The organism is Curtobacterium sp. MCLR17_059 (assembly GCF_003234665.1).
GTDB classification, from domain to species: domain Bacteria; phylum Actinomycetota; class Actinomycetes; order Actinomycetales; family Microbacteriaceae; genus Curtobacterium; species Curtobacterium flaccumfaciens.
The window spans coordinates 1-22,044 of record NZ_QKSU01000006.1; the positions used below are offsets into that span (position 1 = coordinate 1).

The window sequence follows — 22,044 nt, forward strand, 5'->3', positions numbered from 1 at the left end:
CCGTCTCGCCGTAGGGCGGGGTGGGGGCGGGCTGGTCGGGGGCGCGGGCTGGGCTGGCTGCGCCGGGTCGTTCCGGGCGTCCCTGGTCGAATCGGGCGTACCTGGTCGTTCCGGGCGTACCTGGTCGAATCGGGCGTACATGGTCGGAAGTTCGCACCAGGTATGCCCGGATGCACCAGGCATCGCGGGCGTTCTGGGAAGGAACGGGCACGGGGTGCGCGGGCACGGGGTCGAGTCGGGCGTACCGGCTCGAGTCGGGCGTACCAGGTCGAATCGGGCGTACCTGGTCGATTCGGGCGTACCTGGTCGAATCGGGCGTACCTGGTCGAATCGGGCGTACCTGGTCGAATCGGGCGTACCTGGTCGAATCGGGCGTACCTGGTCGGAAGTTCGCACCAGGTATGCCCGGAAGCGCCAGGTATCGCGGGCGTTCTGGGAGGGAACGGGCGTACCGCTCAGCCGCCGAACTCAGCCGCCGAACTCAGCCGCCGAACTCAGCCCCCGGCGAAGGGCGGCATGACGTCGACGACCTCGACACCGTCGAGCGAGGTCGCCCGGTCGCGCGTGGTCACGCCGTCGACCAGGTACGAGCAGCGCTCCTGCAGCGCACTCCATCGCGCAGGGTCCACGACGTCGATCGCGCCGAGGGCGGCCTCGATGGTGGGGCCCGACGTGGTCAGCGAGTCGACGCCCACGGCAGCGCGGGCAGCGGCGAAGAACCGGATCGTGGTCATGCCTCAGCCGCCGATCGCGCTCATGCCGCGCGTCGGGTGCACGAGCTCGTCGCTGTCGTCACCGTGGTCGCGCGGCTTCGCCCACATCGCGAGCCGCCAGAGCTCGGCGACCTGGTCGTCGTCCGCCCCGGAGCGCATCGGCCCCAGCACGTCGGTCTCCTCGTCGGAGAAAAGGCAGCTGCGCACGTGCCCGTCGGCGGTCAGCCGCGTGCGGGTGCAGTCGGCGCAGAACGACTCGGTGATGCTCGCGATGATCCCGACGGTGCCGAGCGGCTGCCCGGTGACGGCGTCGTGCACGCGGTACCGCTCGGCCGGGGCGCCGTCGCGCGGGGCGTCGTCCGGCGTGAGCACGAACGACGTCGCCAGCAGCGCGCGGGTCTCGGCGGCGGTGATCATCTCGGTGCGGTCCCAGGCGTGGTCGGGGTCGAGGGGCATCTGCTCGATGAACCGCAGCTCGTAGCCACGCTCCAGGCACCAGCGGAGGAGTTCCGGGGCGGCCTCGTCGTTGATGCCGCGCAGCAGCACCGCGTTCACCTTGATGTCGAGTCCGGCGTCGTGCGCGGCCGACAGCCCGGCGATCACCTTGTCGAGGAACGGTCGGCGGGTCACGGTGGTGAAGACGTCGGGGTCGACGGTGTCGAGCGACACGTTCACGCGCCGCAGCCCGGCGTCGTACAGGCCCTGGGCGCGGTGCGCGAGGCCGATCGCGTTCGTGGTGAGCGACAGCTCCGGGGCGTCGGGCAGCGCGGCGCACCGGGCGATCACGTCGACCAGGTCGTGCCGGAGCATCGGCTCCCCGCCGGTGAACCGGACCTTGCGGACGCCGAACCGCGACGAGCCGATCCGGACCAGCCGCTCGATCTCGGTCGCCGTCATCAGGGCCTCGTCGGGGGCGAACGGCAGCCCGGCCGCGGGCATGCAGTACGTGCAGCGGAGGTTGCAGCGCTCGGTCAGCGACACCCGCAGGTCGACGGCGCGACGCCCGAAGCGGTCGACGAGCCCGGCGGGAGCCGGGTCCACGGAGCCGGTCGTGCCGAGCAGGATCGCGGGTGCCATGGTCGTCAGCGTACGTGTTCCACGCGCCGGAACGTCAGCCGCTCCCACCACCGTCGCCACTGCGACCGCTCCGTGCGCAGCAGCGTGACGACCACGATGACCGCCACGGCCGCGAGCAACCACCACCGGTAGGCGTCCGCCGACGGCCACACCCCGCGCAGGGCGATGGCGAGTCCGATCGACAACCACTCCCACCGCCCGGACAGCACCACGAACGGGATGAGCAGCAGCGCGTACCAGGGGTAGCGCGGTGTCACGGCGAGGAACGTCACGCCGATCATCAGGACCTCGCCGGACCACGGCCGCGCCGGGTCGGACAACCGCCACGCCACGAACGCCGCCAGCAGCACCAGGAGCCCCACCACCAGGGTCGCCGCGTCGCCCTTGACCACGAGCGACACCAGCGCGAAGCGGGAGCCGTCCTCGTAGCCCTCCTCGCTCAGGTAGCCGGGCAGGTACCCGAGCACGTCGAGCCCGGTCGTCAGCACGTAGGGCACGTAGAGCAGCCCGAACACGGCGATGCCGATCGGGATCGCCCACCATGCCCGCCCGCGGCCGAGCAACGGTGGGTACACGATCGCCGGGATGAGCTTCGTCGCGGTCGCGGCCCCGAGCGCGATCCCGCCCCAGATCGGCCGGCCGAACGCGACGAGCACGACCCCGGCCGTGGCGAGGGCGGCGCCGACGACGTCGACGTGCGAGTTGGTGACCGCCTCGGACGCGACGAGCGGCGACCAGGCCCAGAGCGCCGCCCACCAGGTCGGACGGCCGATGCGGCGGAGCACCAGGACGAGCCCGACGGTCACACCCAGCGACACGAGCAGCCCGGCGACCTGGAACGGCAGGTACTGCGCGGTCGCCGGCACGAAGAACCGCACCGCGGCGAACCACAGCTGCGCCATCGGCGGGTAGATCGTCGTGACGTCCGGCCGGTTGATCGCGGTGCAGTGCCCGTCCGCGCCGTCGCCGAGCCCGCGGAACCGGGGCTTCAGCGGATCGCACGTGCCGTCGACCTTGTCGGGGAACAACCAGTCGGGTCGGAGACCGGACAGTGCCGCGGACTGGGGGGTGTGCGCGTACGGTGAGACACCGGCATGCTGGACGATGCCGTCCCACGCGTACCGAGCGGAGTCGGTGCTCGTGTTGGGCGGGCCGACCAGCGCGGCGATGCCGATCACCACCGCTCCGCCGATGACCATGGTGGTCATCCACCGGACGGGCACGAAACGCACCGCGAGCACGGCGATCACGAAGACGGTCCAAGCGATCAGCGTCCACGCAACGAATGCAGAACGATGGCCCGATCGGAGGAACCCCAGATGCGTGACGCCGACGGCGATGACGCCCGACAGGGCGAGTACTCCCACGACGGCCAGCACCGTGCCGATCCGGGCGGCGGTGCCGTCGGCCAGGGACGGTCGGAAGGCACGCAGTCGGTCGCTCATGGTCCGTCGAGGCTATCCGGCCTCCAGCGCCTGCTGCACGACGGACGAGCAGCTCTGGCGTCCCCCAACCGCAACGCCCGCTCGGCCGTGGTGCTCGGGCGCCTGCTCGGCATCGCGTTCCTGATCTGCTTCGGTACCGGGATCTACAGCCACCTGCTGCAGGAACCGCTCGGCTGGATGCGGTTCCCGACCCGTCCGACACAGCTGTACCAGTTCACGCAGGGCCTGCACATCACGACCGGCATCGCGATCATCCCGCTGCTGCTCGCGAAGCTCAACACCGTCATGCCCGCCCTGGTGCAGGTGCCGCCGGTGCGCGGCGTGCTGCACCTGCTCGAGCGGCTGTCGATCGCGGTGCTCGTGTCCGCGTCGATCATCCAGGTCGTCACCGGCCTGCTCAACACGTACCAGTGGTACCCGTGGCCGTTCCCGTTCCGCCAGGTGCACAACGCGATGGCCTACGTGATCATCGGGTCGCTGGCCATCCACATCGCCGCCAAGCTGCCGGTCATCGCCCGCTACTGGCGGAAGCGCGACTCCTACGACGCGCACGGCCGGTTCATCGCGGACCCCGCGTCCGGCAGTGAGCTGCTTCCTCCTGGCCTGGAGGCCCGTGGTGCGTCCGCCCCGCACGCTGCGGTCGCCGAGACCGCCGGGTCCACCGCCCCCGGCCTGCTGGGCCGCGTGTTCCGCTGGATCGACGGCGTCGACGCCGCCCCCGGCGGCGCCGAGCCCCGTCCCACCGGACCCGACACGGCCCCGGAGGCCCGCGCGGTGTCCGAGGAGCCGAGTCCCGCCCAGCCGACGGCCGACGTGCCGGAGGCGAGCCGGGCCTCCAGGCCGACGCCGGAAGCAGCCACCGGACGACGCCAGCGCATCGCCCGACGCGGGTTCTTCGCCGGCGTGACGGCGGCGACCGTCGGTGTCGTCGCGCTCACGGCGGGGCAGTCCTCGAAGCTCGCGGAACCGTTCAACGTGTTCGGCACCCGCGGTCGCGGCATCGGCGCGAACGGGCTGCCGGTCAACCGGACCGCGCGGGCGGCCGGCGTCCTCGCGACCGCGACCGCCGCCGACTGGACGCTCACCGTCGTCGGCCACGACGTGAGCCGGACGTTCGTCCGGGCGGAACTCGTCGCGCTCGGCACCGCGCAGGTCGACCTGCCGATCTCGTGCGTCGAGGGGTGGAGTCAGATGGCGACCTGGAAGGGCGTGCGGATGCGCGACCTGCTCGACGCCGTGCAGGCGCCGCAGGGGTCGCACGTGCGCGTGACGAGCCTGGAGCGGCACGGCGGCTACCGGATCATGGACATGGGACCGGAGTACGCCGAGGACCCGACGACCCTCGTCGCCCTCGAGCTGAACGGTGCGACGCTCGACCTGGACCACGGGTTTCCGGCGCGGATCATCGCTCCCGGGCGGCCCGGTGTGCTGCAGACCAAGTGGATCGAGAAGATCGAGGTGCTCCGGTGAAGGCCGCGCGGATCGTGCTCGTGGTGATCGGTGTGCTGGTCATCGCGTTCGGGGCGTACGTGCTCGTGACGTCCGTCAAGCCGAACCGCATCGGCGGGCTCGGGGTCTGGCTGCTCGCGGCGGTGGTGCTGCACGACGCGGTCCTGTCCCCGTTCGTGGTCGGTGCCGGGCTGCTGCTGCGTCGGGCCGGACGCTCGCTGCGGGCCTGGGTGCTCGTCGTCGTGCAGGCGGCGATCGTGCTCGGCAGCGTGCTCGCCCTGGTGGTGCTGCCGGAGATCGCTGCCAAGGACCACGGGCAGAAGAACCCCACCGTGCTGCCGTTCGACTACGGCACGCGGCTGCTGCTCGTCGAGGGGGCGCTGCTCGTCGTCGTGGTGGTCGTGCTCGTCATCGGGGTGGTGCGGTCGCGTCGGACTGGCGGTTCGTCGGGTTCGGCGGGCTCGTCCGGTTCGTCCGGTTCGTCCGCGGTGCGCACCACTGGTTAAAGAGACAACCTTTCGGTATGATCAGGTCATGACCGACGAGACCCCGTGGCTCACCCGCGAGCAGCTGCGCGCGTGGATGAAGCTCGTCGCGGTCATGGAACTCCTGCCGGCGGCGCTCGACCAGCAGCTGCAGCGCGACGCCGACCTGACGCACTTCGACTACATGGTCATCGCGATGCTCTCCGAGACCGACACCCGGACCCTGCGGATGTCGGCGCTCGCCTCGGCCACGAACGCCTCGTTGCCGCGGCTGTCGCACGTGGTGTCCCGCCTCGAGAAGCGCGGGCTCGTGACGCGGTGCCCGTCGACCTCCGACCGCCGTGCCACCGACGTCCGCCTGACCGACACCGGCTACGCAGCCATCGTCGACGCTGCCCCGGACCACGTCCGCACCGCCCGCCGGGTGGTCATCGACGCGCTCTCCGACGAGCAGGTCGCGCAGCTCGACGGCATCGCGGCATCGCTCCTGACACGGCTGGACCCCGAGGGGCGGTTCGCGGCGCTGACCTACCCGCGCGAGGACGACGACACCGCGATCTGCGAGCAGCGGCTGACGGGTGCGGCGACGGACTGAGGCCGCCTGGCCTCCGCGTCCCTGCAATAGGCTCGCCGCATGACCGACCCCGCCGCGCCGTCCGACACGTACTCCTACCTCGGACCCGCCGGCACCTTCACCGAGGCGGCCCTCAAGCTCGTCGAGGCCGCCGCCGGCAAGCCCTGGCGGAGCGTCAACAACGTCGGTGAGGCCCTGGACGACGTCATGTCCGGTCGGTCGATCGGGGCCGTCATCGCGATCGAGAACAGCGTCGACGGCGGGGTCAGCGCCACGCAGGACGCCCTGGCCCGGATCCCCGGCGTGCGGATCGTGGGGGAGTACCTGGTCCCCGTCGACTTCGTGCTCGTCGCCCGGCCCGGCACGACGCTGGACGACGTCCGCACCGTGAACGCACACCCCGTCGCCTACGCGCAGACCCACAACTGGCTCGAGGCGAACCTGCCCGGCCACGGCCACATCCCGGCGTCGTCGAACGTCGCTGCGGCCCTCGCCCTGCTCGAGGCGAACCCCACCGCCGACGCTGCCGTCGCGCCGCCCGGCATCACCGACCACCACGACGTCGTCGTGCTCGCGTCGTCCATCGGGGACAACGCCTCGGCGGTCACCCGGTTCGTACTCGTGTCGAAGACCCTCGCGCTGCCCGAGCCGACCGGTGCCGACAAGACCAGCGTCATCGTCGAGCTGCCCGCCGACCACCCGGGCGCCCTGGTCGACATGCTCGAGCAGTTCGCGACGCGGGGCATCAACATGGGGCTGCTGTCGTCACGCCCGATCGGTGACGAGCTCGGCCGCTACCGGTTCGTCATCGACCTCGACGGGCACGTGCGCGACGAGCGGGTCGCGGACGCGCTGCTCGGCCTGCGCCGGTTCAGCCCGCGCGTGACGTTCCTCGGGTCGTACCCGCGTGCCGACGGCGCCCGCCCCGAGGTGCCCGCGCGCTACTCGGACGCCGCATTCGTCGAGGCGCGGGACTGGTTGCGCGCGATCGTGTCGGGCGAGCCCGGGGCGCGGTAGCGGCGCACCGCGGCCCGAGCGACAGCGTCAGGCTCAGGGCACCTGGCGCGAGCCGTGGCGGTCGTCCGCCGGGTCGGGCACGCGCACCGAGAGCCCCATCGGGTCGATGCGCGAACGGAAGGCGATGACCTCGCCCACCGGGTCGCCGTCGATCTCGAACTCGTCGGGCCGCTCGAGCCGCGCCGTGAACTCCTGCCCGCGCAGGTAGCGCAGGGGTCGTTCCTCGCGCGACTTCGAGACGATCTTCTTGCCGACCGCGGTCTTGCCCAGGTTCGACCGGCGGAACGCCCGCAGGATCCCGTTCTCCCAGAACACCCGGGCACCGATCCGCACCCAGCCGAAGAACCCGCGGGGGCGCATCACGGCGATGTCGAACACGCCGTCGTCGATCTCGGCGTCGGGCAGCAGGATCGCGCCGGCCTGCAGCATGCCGCAGTTGCCGACGATGAGCGAGTGTGCCCGGAGCGAGTGGTTGCCGTCGTCGTCGAGTTGGTAGCGGAACTCGAACGCGTTGGCGTCGCGCACCGAGCGGAACAGCGAGTCGACGTAGGCGAGCCAGCCGACCTTCTTCTTCAGCTCGGGGCGGGTGTTCACGAGCATCCGGGCGTCGAGCCCGAGGCCCGCCATCACCAGGAAGCCGAAGCGTTCGCGCTCGCCGCCGGGGCGCTCGACCTTGAGCATGCCGAAGTCGATCTTGCGGTCGTCGCCGTGGAAGATCGTCCGGACGCTCGCGGCGAGGTCGTCGAGGGGGAGCTTCATGTTGCGCGCGAGCAGGTTGCCGGTGCCGCTCGGCAGCAGCGCCAGGGTCGAACCGGCCTCGTGCACGACCTCGGCGACCGCACGGACCGTGCCGTCACCACCGGCCGCCGCGACGACGTCGGCACCGGCCTCGATCGCTTCGCGGGCCATGCCGCCGCCCGGGTCTTCTTCCGAGGTCTCGAACCACAGGGTCTCGGCCCAGCCCGCCTGCTGCTGGTGTTCCTGCACCGTGCGCTTGAGGGTCGGCAGGTGGACCTTGACCGGGTTGTAGACCACCGCGGCCGTCCGCTGCTCGGTGGGGAGGGCGTCCTGGTCCGCGGGCGCGGTCTCCGAAGGGCTCGACATACGTCCACGCTACCGATCGAGGCTGCGTGCGGTTGCCCCCGTCTAGGATGGGGCGGTGATCGATCCACAGCTGCTTCGCGACAACCCGGACGTCATCAAGGCTTCACAGCAGGCGCGTGGTGCCTCCGTGGCCGTCGTCGACGAAGCCGTCGCCGCCGATTCTGCCCGCCGCAGTGCGATCACCTCGTTCGAGTCGCTCCGCGCCGAGCAGAACGCCTTCGGCAAGACCGTCGCCAAGGCCCCGAAGGACGAGAAGGCCGCGCTCGTGCAGCAGGCCCAGGCCCTCGCCGCCAAGGTGAAGGAGGCGCAGGCCACCGTCACCGCGGCCGAGGACACCTTCAACACCGTCGTCCGCGGCATCCCGAACGTCGTGCTCCCCGGTGTGCCCGAGGGCGGCGAGGACGACTTCGTCACGCTCCGCACCGTCGGCACCAAGCCCGAGTTCGACTTCGAGCCGAAGGACCACGCCGACCTCGGCGAGCACCTCGGCATCATCGACATCCCCCGCGGCGTGAAGGTCTCCGGCTCGCGCTTCTACTTCCTGCGCGGCATGGGCGCCCGGCTCGAGATCGCGCTGATGTCGCTCGGCCTCGACCGTGCGATCGCCGCCGGCTTCGAGCCGCTCATCACCCCGACGCTCGTCCGCCCCGAGACGATGGCCGGCACCGGGTTCCTCGGCGAGCACGCGGCCGAGGTCTACCGGCTCGAAGCCGACGACCTGTACCTGACCGGCACGAGCGAGGTCGCCCTCGCCGGGTTCCACGCCGACGAGATCCTGCCGCTCGAGGAAGGACAGGCACACCGCTACGCCGGCTGGTCGACCTGCTACCGCCGCGAGGCCGGTTCGGCGGGCAAGGACAACCGCGGCATCCTCCGCGTGCACCAGTTCAACAAGCTCGAGATGTTCGCCTACGTCCACCCGGACCAGGCCGAGGCCGAGCACGAGCGCCTCGTCGCCCACCAGGAGCAGATGCTCCAGGACCTCGGGCTCCACTACCGCGTGATCGACGTCGCCGCAGGCGACCTCGGCACGAGCGCGGCGAAGAAGTACGACATCGAGGCGTGGGTCCCGACGCAGGGCACGTTCCGCGAGCTCACCTCGACGTCGAACTGCACGACGTTCCAGGCCCGCCGTCTCGACATCCGGTACCGCACCGAGAGCGGCAAGACCGCCCCGGTCGCCACCCTGAACGGCACCCTCGCCACCACCCGCTGGATCGTCGCGATCCTCGAGACGCACCAGCAGGCCGACGGTTCCGTCGTCGTGCCGGAGGTCCTGCGCCCCTACCTCGGTGGCGTCGAGGTGATCGAGCCCCGATGAGCACCCAGGGACGGTTCGTGGACGGCACCGAGCAGGGCGCGGGTACCGACGCGCCCGCCCGCACCAAGCGCTGGCTGGTCGCGCTCGACATCGACGGCACCACCATGCGTGAGGACGGTGTCATCACGCAGGCGGTGGTCGCCGCCGTGCGCGACGCCGAGGCCGCCGGGCACGAGGTCATGCTCTCGACCGGCCGCAGCGAGGGCATGACCGTGCCCCTGCTCGAGACCCTCGGCATCCGGCCGAAGTACCTGGTGTGCGCGAACGGTGCGCTCATCCTGGCCCGCCGCGCGGACGGCTCCTACGTGCGCGAACACGTCGAGCGGTTCGACCCGTCCGAGGTGCTGCAGACCATCCACGGAGCGCTCGAGAACGCGGCGTTCGGCGTCGAGGACGAGACCGGTCACTTCCTGCTGTCCGGCAACTTCCCCGACGACACGATGACCGTCGAGGGCGAGCACGTGCCGTTCGAGCAGCTGCTCGGCGTCGAGGCCACCCGCGTCGTCGTCATCTCGCCCGGCCACGACACCGAGGACTTCCTGCAGATCGTCGAGCAGATGGGCCTGCACAAGGTCTCGTACTCCGTCGGCTGGACATCGTGGCTCGACATCGCTCCCGAGGGCGTGACGAAGGCCACCGCGATGGAGCGCGTCCGCGAGTGGCTCGACATCCCGCGTTCCCGGGTCTTCGCCGCGGGCGACGGCCGCAACGACATCGACATGCTCCGCTGGGCCTCGACCTCCGGTCGCGGCGTCGTCATGGGCCAGGCCCCCGACGACGTCGTCGACGCCGGCAACGAGCTCACCGGCGGCATCACCGACGACGGCCTGGCAGCGGCGCTCGACTCCCTGCCCCGTTAGTCCGCGCTCGCGCGCACCCCTGCCTGGAGGCCCGGGTAGACTTCCCGGGACGCGATCACGTCTCGCCACGTGGTCGCGTCACTGGAGGGTTGTCCGAGCGGCCGATGGAGCCTGTCTTGAAAACAGGTGGGCAGAGATGTCTCGTGGGTTCGAATCCCACACCCTCCGCAACTACCGAGGTCCGTTGATCCGCAGCAGCAAGCGGATCTAGCGGGCCTCGTCTTCGTTCCGGGCAACCTCTGCCCACATTCTGCCCACAACCGTCTGCGCGAGCCCGTCATCGAGGCGGCCTGCAACGATGTCCAGGTCGTCTTCGAACAGGTCGGCGTACACGTCGAGTGTCATCGCTGCGGAAGCGTGGCCGAGCATCCGCTGCACGGCCTTCACGTTCGCGCCGGCGCTGACGGCGAGGCTCGCGGCTGTGTGCCGGAGGCCATGCGGCGTCGTCGAGGGGATGCCCGCCTTCCGCACCGCCGCCGGGAACCACCCGTGGTCGTTGTGCCATCGACGCTCGTGCGTGCCGTTCTTCGTCGCGAACACGAGCTCGTCGTCGCTCTTCCCGGCGCAGCGCTCTCGGAGCGCCGCAGCCAGCAGGGCAGGGAAGGGCACGGAGCGCCGCTTGTGCGTCTTCGGCGTCCCGACCGTGATGACGTTCGCGATCTCGACCGCGTTCACCGTCACGTTGAGCCGCCGGCGCGCGAAGTCGACGTCCTTCACCCGGAGCCCGACTGCCTCTCCCCAGCGCAGGCCGGTGTACGCGAGCACCAGGACGAGCGTCGCCCGGTCACCTGCAGCGAGCGCGAGGTCAGACACCTGCTCATGCGTCAGGTAGACGTGCTCCTTGCGCTTCTTCCTCGGCAGGTTCACGTCGCGCGCTGGGTTGCTCAGGATCCGCCGATCCTTCACCGCGGTGTCCAGGATGCTCGCGAGCACCCCGTAGTTGCGGATCACCGTCGTCGCGCTCGCCGAGTTCATCGACGTCACCCACGTCTGCACCGCGCTGTGCTTCACCTCGGACACCTTCTTCCCGCCCCACACCGGCTCGACGTGGAGTCGCCAGGCGATCTCGAGTGGACGAAACGACGACGGCTTGAGGTGTGTCTGGTTCGCCAGCCAGACCGGGCCGAGCGCGCCGATCGTCTCCCGGGCATCCTCCGGGCGTACGAACTCGCCTCGAGCCTTCGACACCTCGACCGAAGCGAGGAACAGCTCGGCGTCGCGCTTGGTGGTGAACCCGCGCTTGTCAGTCTGCGTTCGGTCGGGAGTGCGGTAGCGGACCCGGTACCGCCGTCCGGCCTTCGTCGTGTACGCCTCAACGGACCCCATCAGCTCAGCAGCCCCTCCTCGCGGGCCCGAGCGGCCAGACGAGTCGCTGTGCTCTGAGAGACACCAAGCGTCTCCGCGACGGCCTTCAACGGGCGCTCGCCGAAGGCGCGAGCCAGGGCATAGACCTCTGCTGCGATGCGGAGCCGTTCTGCCTCGCTCTTGTGCCGTCGCTTCGCCGGGTCCGACGGCAGGATCCGCACCGGGACAGGAGAGCCATCCGAGTAGCGGACGTCGCGCATGACGACCGCTTGGAAGACTTCCTGCAGGCGCACTCGCCGCAGCCCGAGCGCGGTGATCGGCTCGTTCGAGTAGTTGCGCCGCACCTCGAGCTTGTCGATCTCGTACGCCAGTCGTTCCTCGCTCCAGGTCGCAGTGACGGCGATGTCGTAGGGCGACGGCTCGGTGCCCGAGAGGCCGGCGCGCGCGATGTCGAGGACCTCCACCCCTTCGCTGAACCCCGAGATGGTCCGGGGGAAGAGCAGTCCTGGCTTGACTGCGGCGAAGTCTTCGTGAGCGGGTGTTGACATGACTGCATCATAGTCATACCTTGTAGCTAAGCCAGTGGCGACATGACTGGCTCAACCGCGAACCAAGGAGGCCTTGTGGAAGTACTGCTTACCCCGAAGGCGGTCAGTGAGATCGCTGGCGTCAGTGTGGCCGCGCTGGCGCAGATGCGGTACCGGGGCACCGGACCCGTCTATCGCGCACTGACCGCCCGCACGATCCGCTATCGCGAAGCCGACGTGCAGGCCTGGATCGAAGCGTCAGCACGGAAGCAGACAGGCGTGCTGCAGGAGGCCGTCTAGATGCAGCTGACAACGAGAAAGGCCCCCGATGCCGGCCAGGGCATCGAGGGCAACGACCAGAACACCGACAAGGGAGACCCGATCGCCATGAAGACTAACGCTCCGAGACTCGCACACACCCCCGACAACCTCGAGCTCGCCACGTCGAGAGACAGTGTCCTCGCCAAGTGCGACGACGAGTCGTGCGCCTACTTCCGCCAGGGCCACTACGCGGACGCCTCGGAACCCCTGTTCGTCCACCGCTTCGTCTCCGTCTGTGAGGAGGGGTTCCGCGTCTCGATCGAGCGCTTCTCCACGGACGACAACTGGGACCTCTCGATCAACGTCCTGGACGAGGACCTGACCCCAGTGCGCGCACGGCTGCTTGCTCGGGCGCTCGTCCGGTGCTCCGACATCACCGAGTCGCTCAACGCCGAGCGCCACCACAGCGCCAAGGTCGCCTGCTAGTGGACACGTCCACCTATGAGCGGTGCCGGCAGCGTGGATGCATTCGCTTCGGTCTCTGGCACGACGCTACCGAGGAAGCCCATCGCGCCAAGACGCTGCACACGGCGCTCGCCGCGGTGTCCATCGAGAAGCCCACGGAGGACGGTCCCTGGACTGTCTGGCTGACCCCGCACGGGGAGGCGAAGGTCGGACCGCTTCTGGCTCCTCCCGAACCGGCCCAGGGCACGCCTCACTCGGAGTACATGGAGCTCCGGAGCGCCGCCCTGTACGCCCTGCGCACAGCGGAGAGGTTCAACGGGTAGCCGGGTGAGCTTCAACGCGATCAGGTGGGCAGTCGCACAGGAGACGTCTCCCACGCAGAAGTCGGTGCTCATGATCATCGCGTTCCACTTCAACGACTCCGAGCACTGCGCGTGGCCGTCGCACAACCTCATGGCTGCCGAAACCAATCTCGGGCGCTCGACGGTCATCCGGACCGTCGCAGCCCTTCAAGACGAGCTCGGCTTGGTCGAGATCGAACCGCGCGAGGACACCAGCGGTCGGAAGACCAGCAACAGGTACTACCTCCCCGACTACGACTCGGCGTCCTGTGCCCCGACCTCAGCAGCGAATGCCGCCTGATGGTCCCGCTCCGAGACCTACCTAGTCCCGCTCTGGGACCATCCCGTCCCGCTCCGGCACCTTCGTGGTCCCGCTCCGAGACCTACGTCCGTCCCGGAGCGGGACCCGAATGGAAAGAAGAACCACAAGAGAACCGCAACACCAATGGCAAGTGAAGGCGAGGCGGTCCGGACGAGCAGGTCGGCAACGGCCCGATCTCGTCCTTGGATGCCCAACCCCTGCCAGTGAAGGAGACACCGCGATGCAGAAGAACGGACACGACGTCACCCCGTACGACGTGCGCCTGCAGCGCTACCGCCGGCACGCACGCCGGTGGGAGCAGCGAGCCAAGGCGAAGGAACGCAAGCTCGCCGACGCCCGCCGCACCATCAGCTCGCTCGTCGACCAGCTCGACGCGATCGCTGACCAGCTCGACCACCTCACCATCCGCCTCAACCGACAGGAACCGTGATGCCCCAGCCCGCAGACGACGAGCAGATCCAGCAGTGGCTGGACGACGCCGGCGACAACCCCGACGAGTACACCCCCGACCAGATCGCGAACCTCGCCCGAGGCCGCGACAAGAACGCGAAGTAAGGACACCGCATGGACACCCGCAACCGCCCCACCGACGAGTGGGAACAGCAGGCCGCCCTACAGGAGTGGCTCACCTGGCTCGACGCCGTCGGCATCAACACGGCCAAGGTCTTCGCCGCCGAGCACGAACTGATCCGCAAGAGCCTGCAGATCAACGCGAACTGGGACCGCTACAAGGCCGAGAAGCCCGACAGCCTCAACGACGCAGCCCGTAAGGCAGTCACAGACCCAGACGACTACACCTCGTTCGTCGACATCATCGTGGCCGGCGCGCTCGCCGCGGACCCCGCCGTGCACGATCGCATGCGGACCGTCGTCGCTCGCGCTGCAGCCATCGCAGCCGGGAACTCCTACCGGGCGTTCCGACAGCGGGGAGAGGGCCTCTACAAGATCATCGCCCCCCTGGTCCAGAAGACCGCCCGGGGCATCAGCGAGGTGGGAGTCACCCTGCCCGCTGGGGTGCTGGACCTCGACGTCGCTGCCCGCGTCGGAGTCGAGCAGGACTGGCTCAAGCTCGAGCGCCTCGTCGCCGACTGGGACGTCATCGTCAAGCTGCTCGACGCCTGGTACAGCGCCGGTGTGTTCGACGTCCACGGTCGTGAGATCGACAGGTACACGGCCACGATGTTCCTGTTCGAGGACTACGAGCAGTCGATCGCAACGTACGGCGTCGAGCCGCTGCGCACCATGCGACAGATCATGACGTGCGAACCAACGCTGCTCACGCTCGACCAGGTCGACGAGCTCGGATCGAACAACGTCACGCGGGACGCGTTCAACCGCAACCACTCGAGCGAACAGCTCGACGACGACAGGACCGCGCGCAAGGCCCTCATCGACAGTCACTGACCGCCATGACGGCCTCGTGGGGTGGGCACGAGACGCCCACCCCACGAGAGCACAGCCCACCGCGCCGCCAGGGGTACGCACGAGACGCGTACCCCGTCGCCGGGCAGGGCCACCACCCCCTCCCCCGGGTACGTCCTGGTCGTAGAGGTGCTGTGGCTCTGGCTGGCTGCATTGCACATCATCCGAATTCCGGGACGCCGAGGAGGCGCACATGGCCCGCAAGAAGGCCCAGGAGTTGGCCGGCGACGAGCTGCGCCAGAAGTACGACGCTGCTCTCGGCGACGACACCGAGTGGGACGAGAAGGACCTGGTCATCCTCGAGCTCGCGCAACGGCAGGCGAACGACATCCAGGCGCTCGAGGAAGTCCTCGCCGCCGACGGGATGACCGTCCGCGGATCGGCCGGCCAGGTCCGTCTACACCCAGCGGTCGCCGAGCTGCGTCTGCAGCGGCTGACCCTCACCCGGATGCTCGCCCAGATCCCACTGCCCGACGAATTCGGGCAGCCGAAGAAGAACCCCGTCAAGCAGCGCGCGTCTCGACGTCGCTGGGACCGCGTGCAAGCGCGGAGAGAGGGCAACTGATGCCCAGGAAGAAGAACACCGTCGACACGACCCGCGTCGGCGTCCGCGAAGCGCTGCGAACCAAGTGGCAGCACCGTGCCGACCGCTGGGGTCTCATGCCCGGCTGCCCGTACCCGAGGCTCCTCGCCAAGCTCGACGCCGGCGAAACCGTCCTCGTCACCTACGTCGACCTGCTCGGCACCGGAGCGACCGCTACCCGCGGCGTTCGCTACCTGCTGCATGCCGACGGCACCCTCACGGAAGACCACTACATCGACCAGCCGGCAGCGCCGGCCCACCACTGAAAGGCCAACCTCATGGGCACGAACCTCCTCCCGTCCGTCGACTCAGACACCCTGCAGCTGCCGGACATCATCCGAGAGCGCATCGCGGCGAACCTCGCTGACCCGGAGTCACCTGAAGGTGCTGCAGTCGCGGCAGCCTTCGACGGTGGCAACGCCCCGCGCACGAACGTGAGCGGGAACGCCTTCCTCGCAGCAGCCGTCGCGCTCGTGGAGGGCAACCAGTCCTTCGCCATCCAGGCGACCGGTGACAGCACCACCGTGCCGGATACCGCGTGGTTCCGGCTGCTCGCCAACTCCGTCGCGGCGCGCTTCCCGGCGCTCGTGCACCAGTACCGGAAGTGGAACGAGTCCACCCTGGACTTCGACCAGCCGGTCGTACTGAACGCCCCCGCCGACGCCACCCGGCGCGCGCTCGTCATGGCCGCGGGAACGTCGTCGCAGCGGTCGGGCCCTCAGTCACCTGGGCCGAACGTGACCGGCGACCTGGACGCACGCGTCAACCTCCGCATGCCGAGCTACGTCCCGGGTGAGACGCAGGCCATCATCGGGAAGTGGACCAACGACGCATCCCGGTCCTGGCTGCTCCTGATTACCTCCACCGGCACGCTCCGCTACAGCGCCTACAACGCCGACGGCAGCACGCTGGTCGACAAGATCTCCAGCGCACCCGTCGCCCTCGCGGACAACTCCGACGCGTGGATCCGCGTCGTGCACGACGTCGACAACGGCGCGAGCGGCAACGACGTGAAGTTCTACACCTCCACCGACGGCACGACCTGGACCCAGGTCGGGACGACGCAGACCGCAACGGGCGTCGTCGCCCTGAACCCGTCGACCTCGCGCTACATCGTCGGACACCGTGGCAGCAACTCACTCACGGCAGGCACCAAGATCTACGCCATCCAGGTCCGCGACGGCAACAACGGCCCGAACATCGTGCCGATCATGCCCGAGCACTGGGCACGCTCGATCGGCCAGTACGAACCGATTCTCGAGGGCACCCCGGTCGTGACCTGGCTCATGGCGGGACGCTCCGGCGGTGGCCTCGGCTACGACTACCAAACCCCGTTCGACACCCCTGCTGGCACCACGGCGAGCTACCTGACGCAGTACATGCGGCACATGTCACCGAACTACGGGCAGCTCGTCACGTTCTTCAGCAGCAGCCACAACGACTACCAGGCGCGGAACGCGCTCTGGGCGGCTCGCCTATCCACGTGGGTCGCAGGGGTGACCGCGGACAAGCCGACGAGCGCCCGCATCCTCCTCACTCAGAACCCCCGCACAGTCGCCGACGCCGGCACCGATGGGCATCGGGCGCGCCGAGCTCTGACGCTCGCCTGGGCTGACCAGTCCGCCGGCGTCGACGTCATCGACACCTACCAGGCATTCCTCAACGACGGACGGGCGCTCAGCACACTCGTCAACCCCGCCGACGGGGTGCACCCGACGGGTGCTGGCTACCAGGTTTGGGCTACCGCGGTTCAGTCCGAACTGAACGCCGCGCTCGCTCGCGTCACCCCGACGGCATAGAGACGAAGGCGCGGTCCCCTTGAACTCCTCCTGCCGGAGCTCAAGGGGACCACTCGATAACGACGCTGAACGCGCCCTCATGGTGAAGTAGTCTCGCCATCATGGGGATGACCTCGATGATTGTCGACTACCGGCGTGTGCCCGTGCTCGGCAGCCTGCTCCGCAAGATCGGCTACGCGATGGGCTTCGACTGCCCTGCTTCGATCGAAGTGGGGAAGCGTCTGACCATCGAGCACCGCGGTGTCGGCACGGTCCTGCACCCCCGAGTGAAGATCGGTGACGACGTGCGGATCTACCACCACGTCACGATCGGCCGAGCGCGACTCGACGGCTCGTACCCGGGCGACACCTACATCGGAGACGGAGCGATCCTCTGCACCGGTGCGGTGATCCTCACGGGAACCAGCGATCGACACATCGGCGCTGGGGCGGTGATCGGAGCGAACTCCGTCGTCACCAAGGACGTTCCCGCCGGTGAGGTCTGGGCCGGCAACCCAGCTCAGAAGGTCAACGACCGCAACTGGGGCTGACGACCACAGACAAGACCCCCTCGGGCTCCTTTCGGGAGCTCGAGGGGGTCTTGTCGTGTGCAATCACGTGCCGAGCTCCTCGACGCGCATGGCGTCAGGCTAGCCGTACAGGCGTCCTCGGCCCCAAGTCTGGCGCTTGTCAGCCGCAGCTAGTAACGTCTTACTCAGTGGATGCACGTCTGCAGGGCTCGGCTCGGCACCCGGAAACGGCGTAAGGCGTGTGACACTGGTTACAGGGCCGCTACCCACGGGTAAGCGGCCCTAGTGCTTTCGTCAGATGGGAAGAGCTTCAGCCCGTAGGACGTGACCGGGGAACTTCTGCCTCGGTACAGCAGAGGGGCAAGCTGCTCGAGGTAACGAGTCTCGGTGTTGCCGAATCGGTCAAGATTGAAGGCCGCTGCGGTAGCAGAAGCAGCCAGGTCACCGAGCTGTAGCTTCTCTTCCGTGGACGCATTCACCATGCGCCCTCCGCGAGGGTCAAGTGCTTCCCAGTGGATCCGGGAGGTCGAGTTCGACCTGAGGTTGCTCTCGAACTCGCGAAGCCGCTCAATCTTGAACCTGATGATGTGAGCGAGGGTGTACTTCATCACCTCTTGTTTGTCGCGAGCGATCCAGGAGAGCCGTTCGAGCAGGAGCTGGAAGGTGTGAAGGTAGCGCTCGTCATTGTTGACGGCTCCGTCGAGTCGGCGCTTGCAGACGATCACGGAGGTTGTCTGGGCCCAAGAGGCTTGAGAGCCGAGACGCACGGCGGCGTGAAGCCGTTCGTCGTGAGCCTTCAGGAACTTCCAGCCGAGCTCCGTTCCCGGCTTGCGCCCCAACTCGGATCGCAGGTTGGCCAGGAGGGTCGCCGCGCGTTCGACGTCCGCATCGGAGTAGACGAAAGCGGTCATCACGAAGTGTTGGGATGAGGTGGGGCTCGAGCCTCGGTCTCCGGACTCGTCGATGTAGGCGTGCAGCACGCGTCTATCTTTGCGCAGTCCTGAACTTAACTCGTGGACGTCCACCTAGAGCCCGATGGCCGCCGGGACAACCGACACGGTCACGGCGTTCGATGGGCCACATGAGACAACCCCGAGGCGAAGGGTCCATCTGTCGCGTACCGGCCGACCCCAACAAGCCGCTCGTGTACTGGCAGGTCGCACTCGACTTCCCACGAACCGAGGGACGCCGCAAGCGCGTCATGCTCCGATCGCGCGACTACGACACTGCTCTCCGCAAGCTGGCGATCTTGAAGCTGCGCCGCGCCGAGCTCACGCCGCGACCGCCCACTACCGCCGAGCTACCACCTCCGCCACCCCTCATCCCGAGCAGCTCCCTGACCGCCTGGCTCCGGTACTGGCTGGCCGAGATCGTCGACCATGAAGTGCGGCCGCGGACGGCCGAGAGCTATCGATCCCTCGCGCGCCTGTACATCGAGCCGTCGATCGGCGCACGCGACCTCGTGGACCTCACTGCAGCGGACGTCCGCGAGCTCCATAGGCACATGCGGGACGCTGGCCTCGCTGCGTCCACGGTCCTGCAAGGCCACCGAGTCCTCGCGATCGCACTCAAGCAGGCCCACCGCGAGGGGTATACCCACCACGACGTCGCCGCCCTTGTTCGGCCGCCAAGACCCTCACGCCCGAAGCTTGATGTTCTCCGCCGTTCTGACGCCGCCTTGATTCTCGACGCCGCTCGCGGCACCCGGCTCGAGTCCCGGTGGGCAGCCGCACTCCTCACGGGTGGTCGGCAAGGCGAGCTGCTCGGCCTCGAGCTCGACCGCGTCACGGACCACCTCGATCTGTCGTGGCAGCTGCAACGCTTGACCTGGCAGCACGGGTGCGGGCGGCTGTGCGGCCAGGCGCGCGGCTCCGACTGCCCGGAACGGCGCATCACAGCGCCCTCAGACCACGAGATGCGTCACGTCGTGGGCGGACTCTGGATGACCCGCCCGAAGTCTGCTGCCGGCGACCGGAGGGTTCCCCTCGTGGAGCCGCTGCGTTCCCTGATTCACAACCGCATGGAGGCAGCCCAAATGGAGCCGAACCCGCACGGCCTTCTGTGGACGTCGGGAACGGAACGGTCCCTCGGCATGCCGATCGACGCGTCGGTCGACAACAAGGAGTGGCATCAGTTGCTCGCGCGAGCCGGCGTGCCGCAGGTCCGGTTGCACGACGCCCGCCACTTCGCCGTCGACCTCCTCTACGCTGCCGGTGTGCCGGAAGTCGTCGCCATGGAGCTCATCGGCCACTCGTCCGTCGCGATGACGCGGCGCTACCGAGCCGGATCGAGCTCGGAGACTCTGGCAGCGGCCATGGAACGCAGCAGTCAGGCGCTACGCGAGACCCGCCCCCCACGCTGAGCGACGAACGCTTTGTGCCCACATTTTGCCCACACCACTACGTGATTCACGCACACCGTTGTGATCGAGGAGTGTCCTACGTTGCCGTATTCCCAGCGATCTAAGGCGTCTGCCCCGCAACTGCCGGGCAGTGGGGCGGGTTCGAATCCCACACCCTCCGCGATGGACACACGGTTGCGCCCACTCCGCCTCGACGACGCGGCCGTCCTGGCTGCGGTCATCAGCGAGAACGCCGACCACCTGCGACCGTGGGAACCGGCGCGAGCGCCGTCGTACTACACGGAGTCCGGCCAGCGGGACGTCATCACGCAGGCCCTCGCCACGCAGCGCGCGGGCAACGCCGTGCCGTTCGTCATCGAGTCGACCGACGGGGAACTCCTCGGCCGCATCACGCTGAGCGGCGTCGTCCGCGGCGCCCTGCAGTCGTGCGCGATGGGGTACTGGATCCGCGCCGACCGCACGCGCCAGGGCCACGCGTCCCGCGCTGTCCGCGCGGCCGCCGATCACGCGTTCGACGTGCTCCGTCTGCACCGCGTGCAGGCTGAGACCCTGCCCGAGAACGTCGGCTCGCAGCGCGCGCTCGAGTCGGCGGGCTTCACCCGGTACGGCTTCGCGCCGGAGTACATCAAGATCAACGGGGTCTGGCGCGACCACGTCATGTTCCAGCTCCTCGCGCCGACGCCGGCCCCGTGATCGAGGTCGTCGAGTACCGGTCGTCCTGGCCCGAGCGGTTCCGGCAGCTCCACGACGCGTACGCCGCCGCGCTCGACGGCGCCGACGTGCCGTTCCGGAGCATCGAGCACGTGGGCAGCACGTCCGTGCCGGGCTTGGCGGCGAAGCCCGTGCTCGACGTCGACGTCGTGGTGGACGCGGCCGACGTCCCGGCCGCAGTGGCGTCGATGGCGACGATCGGCTTCGAGCCGCGCGGTGAACTCGGCGTCCCGGACAGGCAGGCGTTCCGGGCACCGGAGCGGTTCGCCCCGACCAACACCTACGTCGTCGCGACCGGATCGCTCGCGCTGCGGAACCACCTGGCCGTCCGTGACGTGCTGCGTGCCGACCCGGTGCTGCGCGACGAGTACGCCGCCGTGAAGCGCCGGGCAGCCACCGAGGCCGAGGACATCGACGACTACATCGAGCGCAAGAGCGAGGTGCTGAGCCGGGTCCTCCACGCCGGTGGTCTGTCCGACGACGAGCGGTCCGCCATCACCGCCACGAACCGTCGGATCACCGAGCGTGGCGCGGGCGGCTGACGCGATCGGGGCGGGTGACGGTTCTGGTTCAGGAACCCGGGTGTTCGTGAACCAGAACCGTCACCGTCCCGACGAGAACCGGCCTCAGGCGCTGGCGAGCATCGGGTAGAGCGCGGTGAGCGGGGCGCTCAGGCCGGCACGGACGTCACGGCTGACCTGGTCGGCGAGGACCTCGTGCTCGCCGGCCTCGACCGCGTCCCAGATCGACCGGACGATGTCGGCGGGGTCGGACTTCTCGACGTCGAGGTCGGCGATCATGCCGGTGTCGGTGTAGCCGAGGTGGGCGCCGACGACCTGGGTGCCCTGGGGTGCGAGCTCGAGACGCAGGGAGTTCGTGATCGACCAGAACGCGGCCTTCGACGCCGAGTACGCGCCGGCGAGGGCGACCCAGCTCAGGGCGGAGTGCACGTCGATCAGCGCACCGTTGGCGATCGAGGGGGCGAAGGCCTTGGCGACGCGGAGTGCACCGAAGACGTTGGTGGCGAAGATGCGCTCGACCTCTTCGACGGAGACGTCGACGAGCGGGTCGGAGCCGGCGATCCCGGCGTTGTTCACGACGACGGTCACGTCGGCGGCGGTGCGGGCCGCGGCGTCGACGCTCTCCTGGCTCGTGACGTCGAGGGCGAGCGGGACGATGCGCTCGTCGTCCCAGGTGCGGGGGTTGCGGGCGGTCGCGTAGACCTTGGTGGCGCCACGCTCCAGGGCCTGGCGGACGAACTCGGCGCCGAGGCCGCCGTTCGCTCCGGTGACGAGGACGACGGCGTTGGTGAGGTCGGTCATGAGTGCTCCAGACGAGAGAAGTTGAGTACGAAAACCGAACCTAGCACGTTGTGTCCGGAAATCGAACCCA

27 protein-coding genes and 1 tRNA gene are annotated in these 22,044 nt (G+C 69.2%); 20 read left to right on the forward strand and 8 right to left on the reverse strand.

What is annotated here, in order from left to right; genetic code table 11:
- Positions 1 to 494: 494 nt before the first annotated feature.
- From DEJ12_RS09650 to DEJ12_RS09660, 3 genes are read right to left on the reverse strand one after another with little or no spacing between them, the layout of a single operon-like run.
- Positions 495 to 734, reverse strand: a complete 240-nt coding sequence (locus DEJ12_RS09650) for a MoaD/ThiS family protein (protein ID WP_111029838.1) — start codon at positions 732 to 734, stop codon at positions 495 to 497.
- 3 nt (positions 735 to 737) lie between these two features.
- Positions 738 to 1,790 (reverse strand): GTP 3',8-cyclase MoaA, encoded by a 1,053-nt coding sequence (gene moaA / locus DEJ12_RS09655; protein WP_111029839.1) that lies wholly within the window; start codon positions 1,788 to 1,790, stop codon positions 738 to 740.
- Positions 1,791 to 1,795: 5 nt separating this feature from the next.
- Positions 1,796 to 3,040, reverse strand: coding sequence for a glycosyltransferase family 87 protein (locus DEJ12_RS09660; protein ID WP_181438068.1), 1,245 nt, complete (start codon positions 3,038 to 3,040; stop codon positions 1,796 to 1,798).
- A gap of 69 nt (positions 3,041 to 3,109) precedes the next feature.
- On the opposite strand from DEJ12_RS09660, the gene DEJ12_RS09665 reads away from it, so the two are divergent.
- From DEJ12_RS09665 to pheA, 4 genes are read left to right on the forward strand one after another with little or no spacing between them, the layout of a single operon-like run.
- Positions 3,110 to 4,705: a molybdopterin-dependent oxidoreductase gene (locus tag DEJ12_RS09665; protein WP_181441394.1), complete on the forward strand. Its 1,596-nt coding sequence runs from the start codon at positions 3,110 to 3,112 to the stop codon at positions 4,703 to 4,705.
- Positions 4,702 to 5,190: a hypothetical protein gene (locus DEJ12_RS18020; protein WP_181433053.1), complete on the forward strand. Its 489-nt coding sequence runs from the start codon at positions 4,702 to 4,704 to the stop codon at positions 5,188 to 5,190. Before DEJ12_RS09665 ends, DEJ12_RS18020 begins: the two co-directional genes overlap by 4 nt.
- A gap of 28 nt (positions 5,191 to 5,218) precedes the next feature.
- Complete coding sequence (locus DEJ12_RS09670; RefSeq protein WP_111029842.1) at positions 5,219 to 5,764, forward strand: MarR family winged helix-turn-helix transcriptional regulator; 546 nt, start codon at positions 5,219 to 5,221, stop codon at positions 5,762 to 5,764.
- Positions 5,765 to 5,803: 39 nt separating this feature from the next.
- Complete coding sequence (gene pheA / locus DEJ12_RS09675; RefSeq protein ID WP_111029843.1) at positions 5,804 to 6,760, forward strand: prephenate dehydratase; 957 nt, start codon at positions 5,804 to 5,806, stop codon at positions 6,758 to 6,760.
- 33 nt (positions 6,761 to 6,793) lie between these two features.
- On the opposite strand, the gene DEJ12_RS09680 is transcribed toward pheA, so the two are convergent.
- Positions 6,794 to 7,864 (reverse strand): diacylglycerol kinase family protein, encoded by a 1,071-nt coding sequence (locus DEJ12_RS09680; protein WP_111029844.1) that lies wholly within the window; start codon positions 7,862 to 7,864, stop codon positions 6,794 to 6,796.
- 55 nt (positions 7,865 to 7,919) lie between these two features.
- Here DEJ12_RS09680 and serS point away from each other — a divergent pair, with 55 nt between their 5' ends.
- From serS to DEJ12_RS09695, 3 genes are all read left to right on the forward strand, one after another.
- Positions 7,920 to 9,185 carry a serine--tRNA ligase gene (serS, locus tag DEJ12_RS09685; RefSeq protein ID WP_110862423.1) on the forward strand — a complete coding sequence of 422 codons (1,266 nt, stop codon included), beginning with the start codon at positions 7,920 to 7,922 and terminating at the stop codon, positions 9,183 to 9,185.
- Positions 9,182 to 10,045: an HAD family hydrolase gene (locus DEJ12_RS09690; protein WP_111029845.1), complete on the forward strand. Its 864-nt coding sequence runs from the start codon at positions 9,182 to 9,184 to the stop codon at positions 10,043 to 10,045. Before serS ends, DEJ12_RS09690 begins: the two co-directional genes overlap by 4 nt.
- An 83-nt stretch (positions 10,046 to 10,128) precedes the next feature.
- A tRNA-Ser gene (locus DEJ12_RS09695) sits at positions 10,129 to 10,213 on the forward strand.
- A 39-nt stretch (positions 10,214 to 10,252) separates the two neighbouring features.
- Here the strand turns inward: DEJ12_RS09695 and DEJ12_RS09700 are convergent.
- Both DEJ12_RS09700 and DEJ12_RS09705 read right to left on the reverse strand, forming a co-directional pair.
- Positions 10,253 to 11,371, reverse strand: coding sequence for a site-specific integrase (locus tag DEJ12_RS09700; protein ID WP_111029846.1), 1,119 nt, complete (start codon positions 11,369 to 11,371; stop codon positions 10,253 to 10,255).
- Entirely contained in the window at positions 11,371 to 11,898 is a 528-nt protein-coding gene (locus tag DEJ12_RS09705; protein ID WP_146245556.1) for a hypothetical protein, read from the reverse strand. The genes DEJ12_RS09700 and DEJ12_RS09705 overlap by 1 nt, the downstream gene beginning before the upstream one ends.
- Positions 11,899 to 11,940: 42 nt before the next feature.
- On the opposite strand from DEJ12_RS09705, the gene DEJ12_RS09710 reads away from it, so the two are divergent.
- From DEJ12_RS09710 to DEJ12_RS09755, 10 genes are all read left to right on the forward strand, one after another.
- Positions 11,941 to 12,177 (forward strand): AlpA family transcriptional regulator, encoded by a 237-nt coding sequence (locus DEJ12_RS09710; RefSeq protein ID WP_111029848.1) that lies wholly within the window; start codon positions 11,941 to 11,943, stop codon positions 12,175 to 12,177.
- Positions 12,178 to 12,624 carry a hypothetical protein gene (locus tag DEJ12_RS09715; protein ID WP_111029849.1) on the forward strand — a complete coding sequence of 149 codons (447 nt, stop codon included), beginning with the start codon at positions 12,178 to 12,180 and terminating at the stop codon, positions 12,622 to 12,624.
- A gap of 306 nt (positions 12,625 to 12,930) precedes the next feature.
- Positions 12,931 to 13,245 carry a helix-turn-helix domain-containing protein gene (locus DEJ12_RS09725; protein WP_111029851.1) on the forward strand — a complete coding sequence of 105 codons (315 nt, stop codon included), beginning with the start codon at positions 12,931 to 12,933 and terminating at the stop codon, positions 13,243 to 13,245.
- 241 nt (positions 13,246 to 13,486) lie between these two features.
- A complete protein-coding gene (locus tag DEJ12_RS09730; protein ID WP_111029852.1) occupies positions 13,487 to 13,696 on the forward strand; it encodes a hypothetical protein in 210 nt (69 codons plus the stop codon).
- On the forward strand, positions 13,696 to 13,821 hold the full coding sequence (locus DEJ12_RS18220) for a hypothetical protein (RefSeq protein WP_258370517.1): 126 nt from the start codon (positions 13,696 to 13,698) through the stop codon (positions 13,819 to 13,821). Before DEJ12_RS09730 ends, DEJ12_RS18220 begins: the two co-directional genes overlap by 1 nt.
- Positions 13,822 to 13,830: 9 nt before the next feature.
- Positions 13,831 to 14,670 (forward strand): hypothetical protein, encoded by an 840-nt coding sequence (locus DEJ12_RS09735; RefSeq protein WP_111029853.1) that lies wholly within the window; start codon positions 13,831 to 13,833, stop codon positions 14,668 to 14,670.
- 211 nt (positions 14,671 to 14,881) lie between these two features.
- Entirely contained in the window at positions 14,882 to 15,253 is a 372-nt protein-coding gene (locus DEJ12_RS09740) for a hypothetical protein (RefSeq protein ID WP_111029854.1), read from the forward strand.
- The gene (locus DEJ12_RS09745) at positions 15,253 to 15,537 is read left to right on the forward strand and encodes a hypothetical protein (RefSeq protein WP_111029855.1); all 285 of its coding nucleotides are present in this window, start codon (positions 15,253 to 15,255) and stop codon (positions 15,535 to 15,537) included. The genes DEJ12_RS09740 and DEJ12_RS09745 overlap by 1 nt, the downstream gene beginning before the upstream one ends.
- Before the next feature lie 12 nt (positions 15,538 to 15,549).
- Positions 15,550 to 17,070, forward strand: coding sequence for a hypothetical protein (locus tag DEJ12_RS09750; protein ID WP_111029856.1), 1,521 nt, complete (start codon positions 15,550 to 15,552; stop codon positions 17,068 to 17,070).
- A 101-nt stretch (positions 17,071 to 17,171) separates the two neighbouring features.
- Positions 17,172 to 17,600, forward strand: coding sequence for a serine acetyltransferase (locus tag DEJ12_RS09755; protein WP_111029857.1), 429 nt, complete (start codon positions 17,172 to 17,174; stop codon positions 17,598 to 17,600).
- A 230-nt stretch (positions 17,601 to 17,830) separates the two neighbouring features.
- Here the strand turns inward: DEJ12_RS09755 and DEJ12_RS09760 are convergent, their stop codons facing one another.
- Positions 17,831 to 18,559 carry a DUF3800 domain-containing protein gene (locus DEJ12_RS09760; protein ID WP_181433054.1) on the reverse strand — a complete coding sequence of 243 codons (729 nt, stop codon included), beginning with the start codon at positions 18,557 to 18,559 and terminating at the stop codon, positions 17,831 to 17,833.
- 164 nt (positions 18,560 to 18,723) lie between these two features.
- Here DEJ12_RS09760 and DEJ12_RS09765 point away from each other — a divergent pair, with 164 nt between their 5' ends.
- From DEJ12_RS09765 to DEJ12_RS09775, 3 genes are all read left to right on the forward strand, one after another.
- Complete coding sequence (locus DEJ12_RS09765) at positions 18,724 to 19,941, forward strand: tyrosine-type recombinase/integrase (protein ID WP_181433055.1); 1,218 nt, start codon at positions 18,724 to 18,726, stop codon at positions 19,939 to 19,941.
- Positions 19,942 to 20,115: 174 nt separating this feature from the next.
- Positions 20,116 to 20,634 (forward strand): GNAT family N-acetyltransferase, encoded by a 519-nt coding sequence (locus DEJ12_RS09770; protein WP_258370518.1) that lies wholly within the window; start codon positions 20,116 to 20,118, stop codon positions 20,632 to 20,634.
- Positions 20,631 to 21,194, forward strand: coding sequence for a GrpB family protein (locus DEJ12_RS09775; RefSeq protein ID WP_111029861.1), 564 nt, complete (start codon positions 20,631 to 20,633; stop codon positions 21,192 to 21,194). The genes DEJ12_RS09770 and DEJ12_RS09775 overlap by 4 nt, the downstream gene beginning before the upstream one ends.
- An 84-nt stretch (positions 21,195 to 21,278) precedes the next feature.
- Here DEJ12_RS09775 and DEJ12_RS09780 read toward each other — a convergent pair whose 3' ends face one another.
- On the reverse strand, positions 21,279 to 21,974 hold the full coding sequence (locus tag DEJ12_RS09780) for an SDR family oxidoreductase (RefSeq protein WP_111029862.1): 696 nt from the start codon (positions 21,972 to 21,974) through the stop codon (positions 21,279 to 21,281).
- Between the last annotated feature and the right edge of the window lie 70 nt (positions 21,975 to 22,044).

Excerpts from the sequence above, each read along its gene's own strand:
- DEJ12_RS09650 (WP_111029838.1), bottom strand. The coding sequence starts at position 734 with ATGACCACGATCCGGTTCTTCGCCGCTGCCCGCGCTGCCGTGGGCGTC.
- moaA (WP_111029839.1), bottom strand. The coding sequence starts at position 1,790 with ATGGCACCCGCGATCCTGCTCGGCACGACCGGCTCCGTGGACCCGGCT.
- DEJ12_RS09665 (WP_181441394.1), top strand. The coding sequence starts at position 3,110 with ATGCGTGACGCCGACGGCGATGACGCCCGACAGGGCGAGTACTCCCAC.
- DEJ12_RS09670 (WP_111029842.1), top strand. The coding sequence starts at position 5,219 with ATGACCGACGAGACCCCGTGGCTCACCCGCGAGCAGCTGCGCGCGTGG.
- pheA (WP_111029843.1), top strand. The coding sequence starts at position 5,804 with ATGACCGACCCCGCCGCGCCGTCCGACACGTACTCCTACCTCGGACCC.
- DEJ12_RS09680 (WP_111029844.1), bottom strand. The coding sequence starts at position 7,864 with ATGTCGAGCCCTTCGGAGACCGCGCCCGCGGACCAGGACGCCCTCCCC.
- DEJ12_RS09690 (WP_111029845.1), top strand. The coding sequence starts at position 9,182 with ATGAGCACCCAGGGACGGTTCGTGGACGGCACCGAGCAGGGCGCGGGT.
- DEJ12_RS09700 (WP_111029846.1), bottom strand. The coding sequence starts at position 11,371 with ATGGGGTCCGTTGAGGCGTACACGACGAAGGCCGGACGGCGGTACCGG.
- DEJ12_RS09705 (WP_146245556.1), bottom strand. The coding sequence starts at position 11,898 with ATGTCAACACCCGCTCACGAAGACTTCGCCGCAGTCAAGCCAGGACTG.
- DEJ12_RS09710 (WP_111029848.1), top strand. The coding sequence starts at position 11,941 with ATGACTGGCTCAACCGCGAACCAAGGAGGCCTTGTGGAAGTACTGCTT.
- DEJ12_RS09715 (WP_111029849.1), top strand. The coding sequence starts at position 12,178 with ATGCAGCTGACAACGAGAAAGGCCCCCGATGCCGGCCAGGGCATCGAG.
- DEJ12_RS09730 (WP_111029852.1), top strand. The coding sequence starts at position 13,487 with ATGCAGAAGAACGGACACGACGTCACCCCGTACGACGTGCGCCTGCAG.
- DEJ12_RS18220 (WP_258370517.1), top strand. The coding sequence starts at position 13,696 with ATGCCCCAGCCCGCAGACGACGAGCAGATCCAGCAGTGGCTGGACGAC.
- DEJ12_RS09735 (WP_111029853.1), top strand. The coding sequence starts at position 13,831 with ATGGACACCCGCAACCGCCCCACCGACGAGTGGGAACAGCAGGCCGCC.
- DEJ12_RS09740 (WP_111029854.1), top strand. The coding sequence starts at position 14,882 with ATGGCCCGCAAGAAGGCCCAGGAGTTGGCCGGCGACGAGCTGCGCCAG.
- DEJ12_RS09745 (WP_111029855.1), top strand. The coding sequence starts at position 15,253 with ATGCCCAGGAAGAAGAACACCGTCGACACGACCCGCGTCGGCGTCCGC.
- DEJ12_RS09750 (WP_111029856.1), top strand. The coding sequence starts at position 15,550 with ATGGGCACGAACCTCCTCCCGTCCGTCGACTCAGACACCCTGCAGCTG.
- DEJ12_RS09755 (WP_111029857.1), top strand. The coding sequence starts at position 17,172 with ATGGGGATGACCTCGATGATTGTCGACTACCGGCGTGTGCCCGTGCTC.
- DEJ12_RS09780 (WP_111029862.1), bottom strand. The coding sequence starts at position 21,974 with ATGACCGACCTCACCAACGCCGTCGTCCTCGTCACCGGAGCGAACGGC.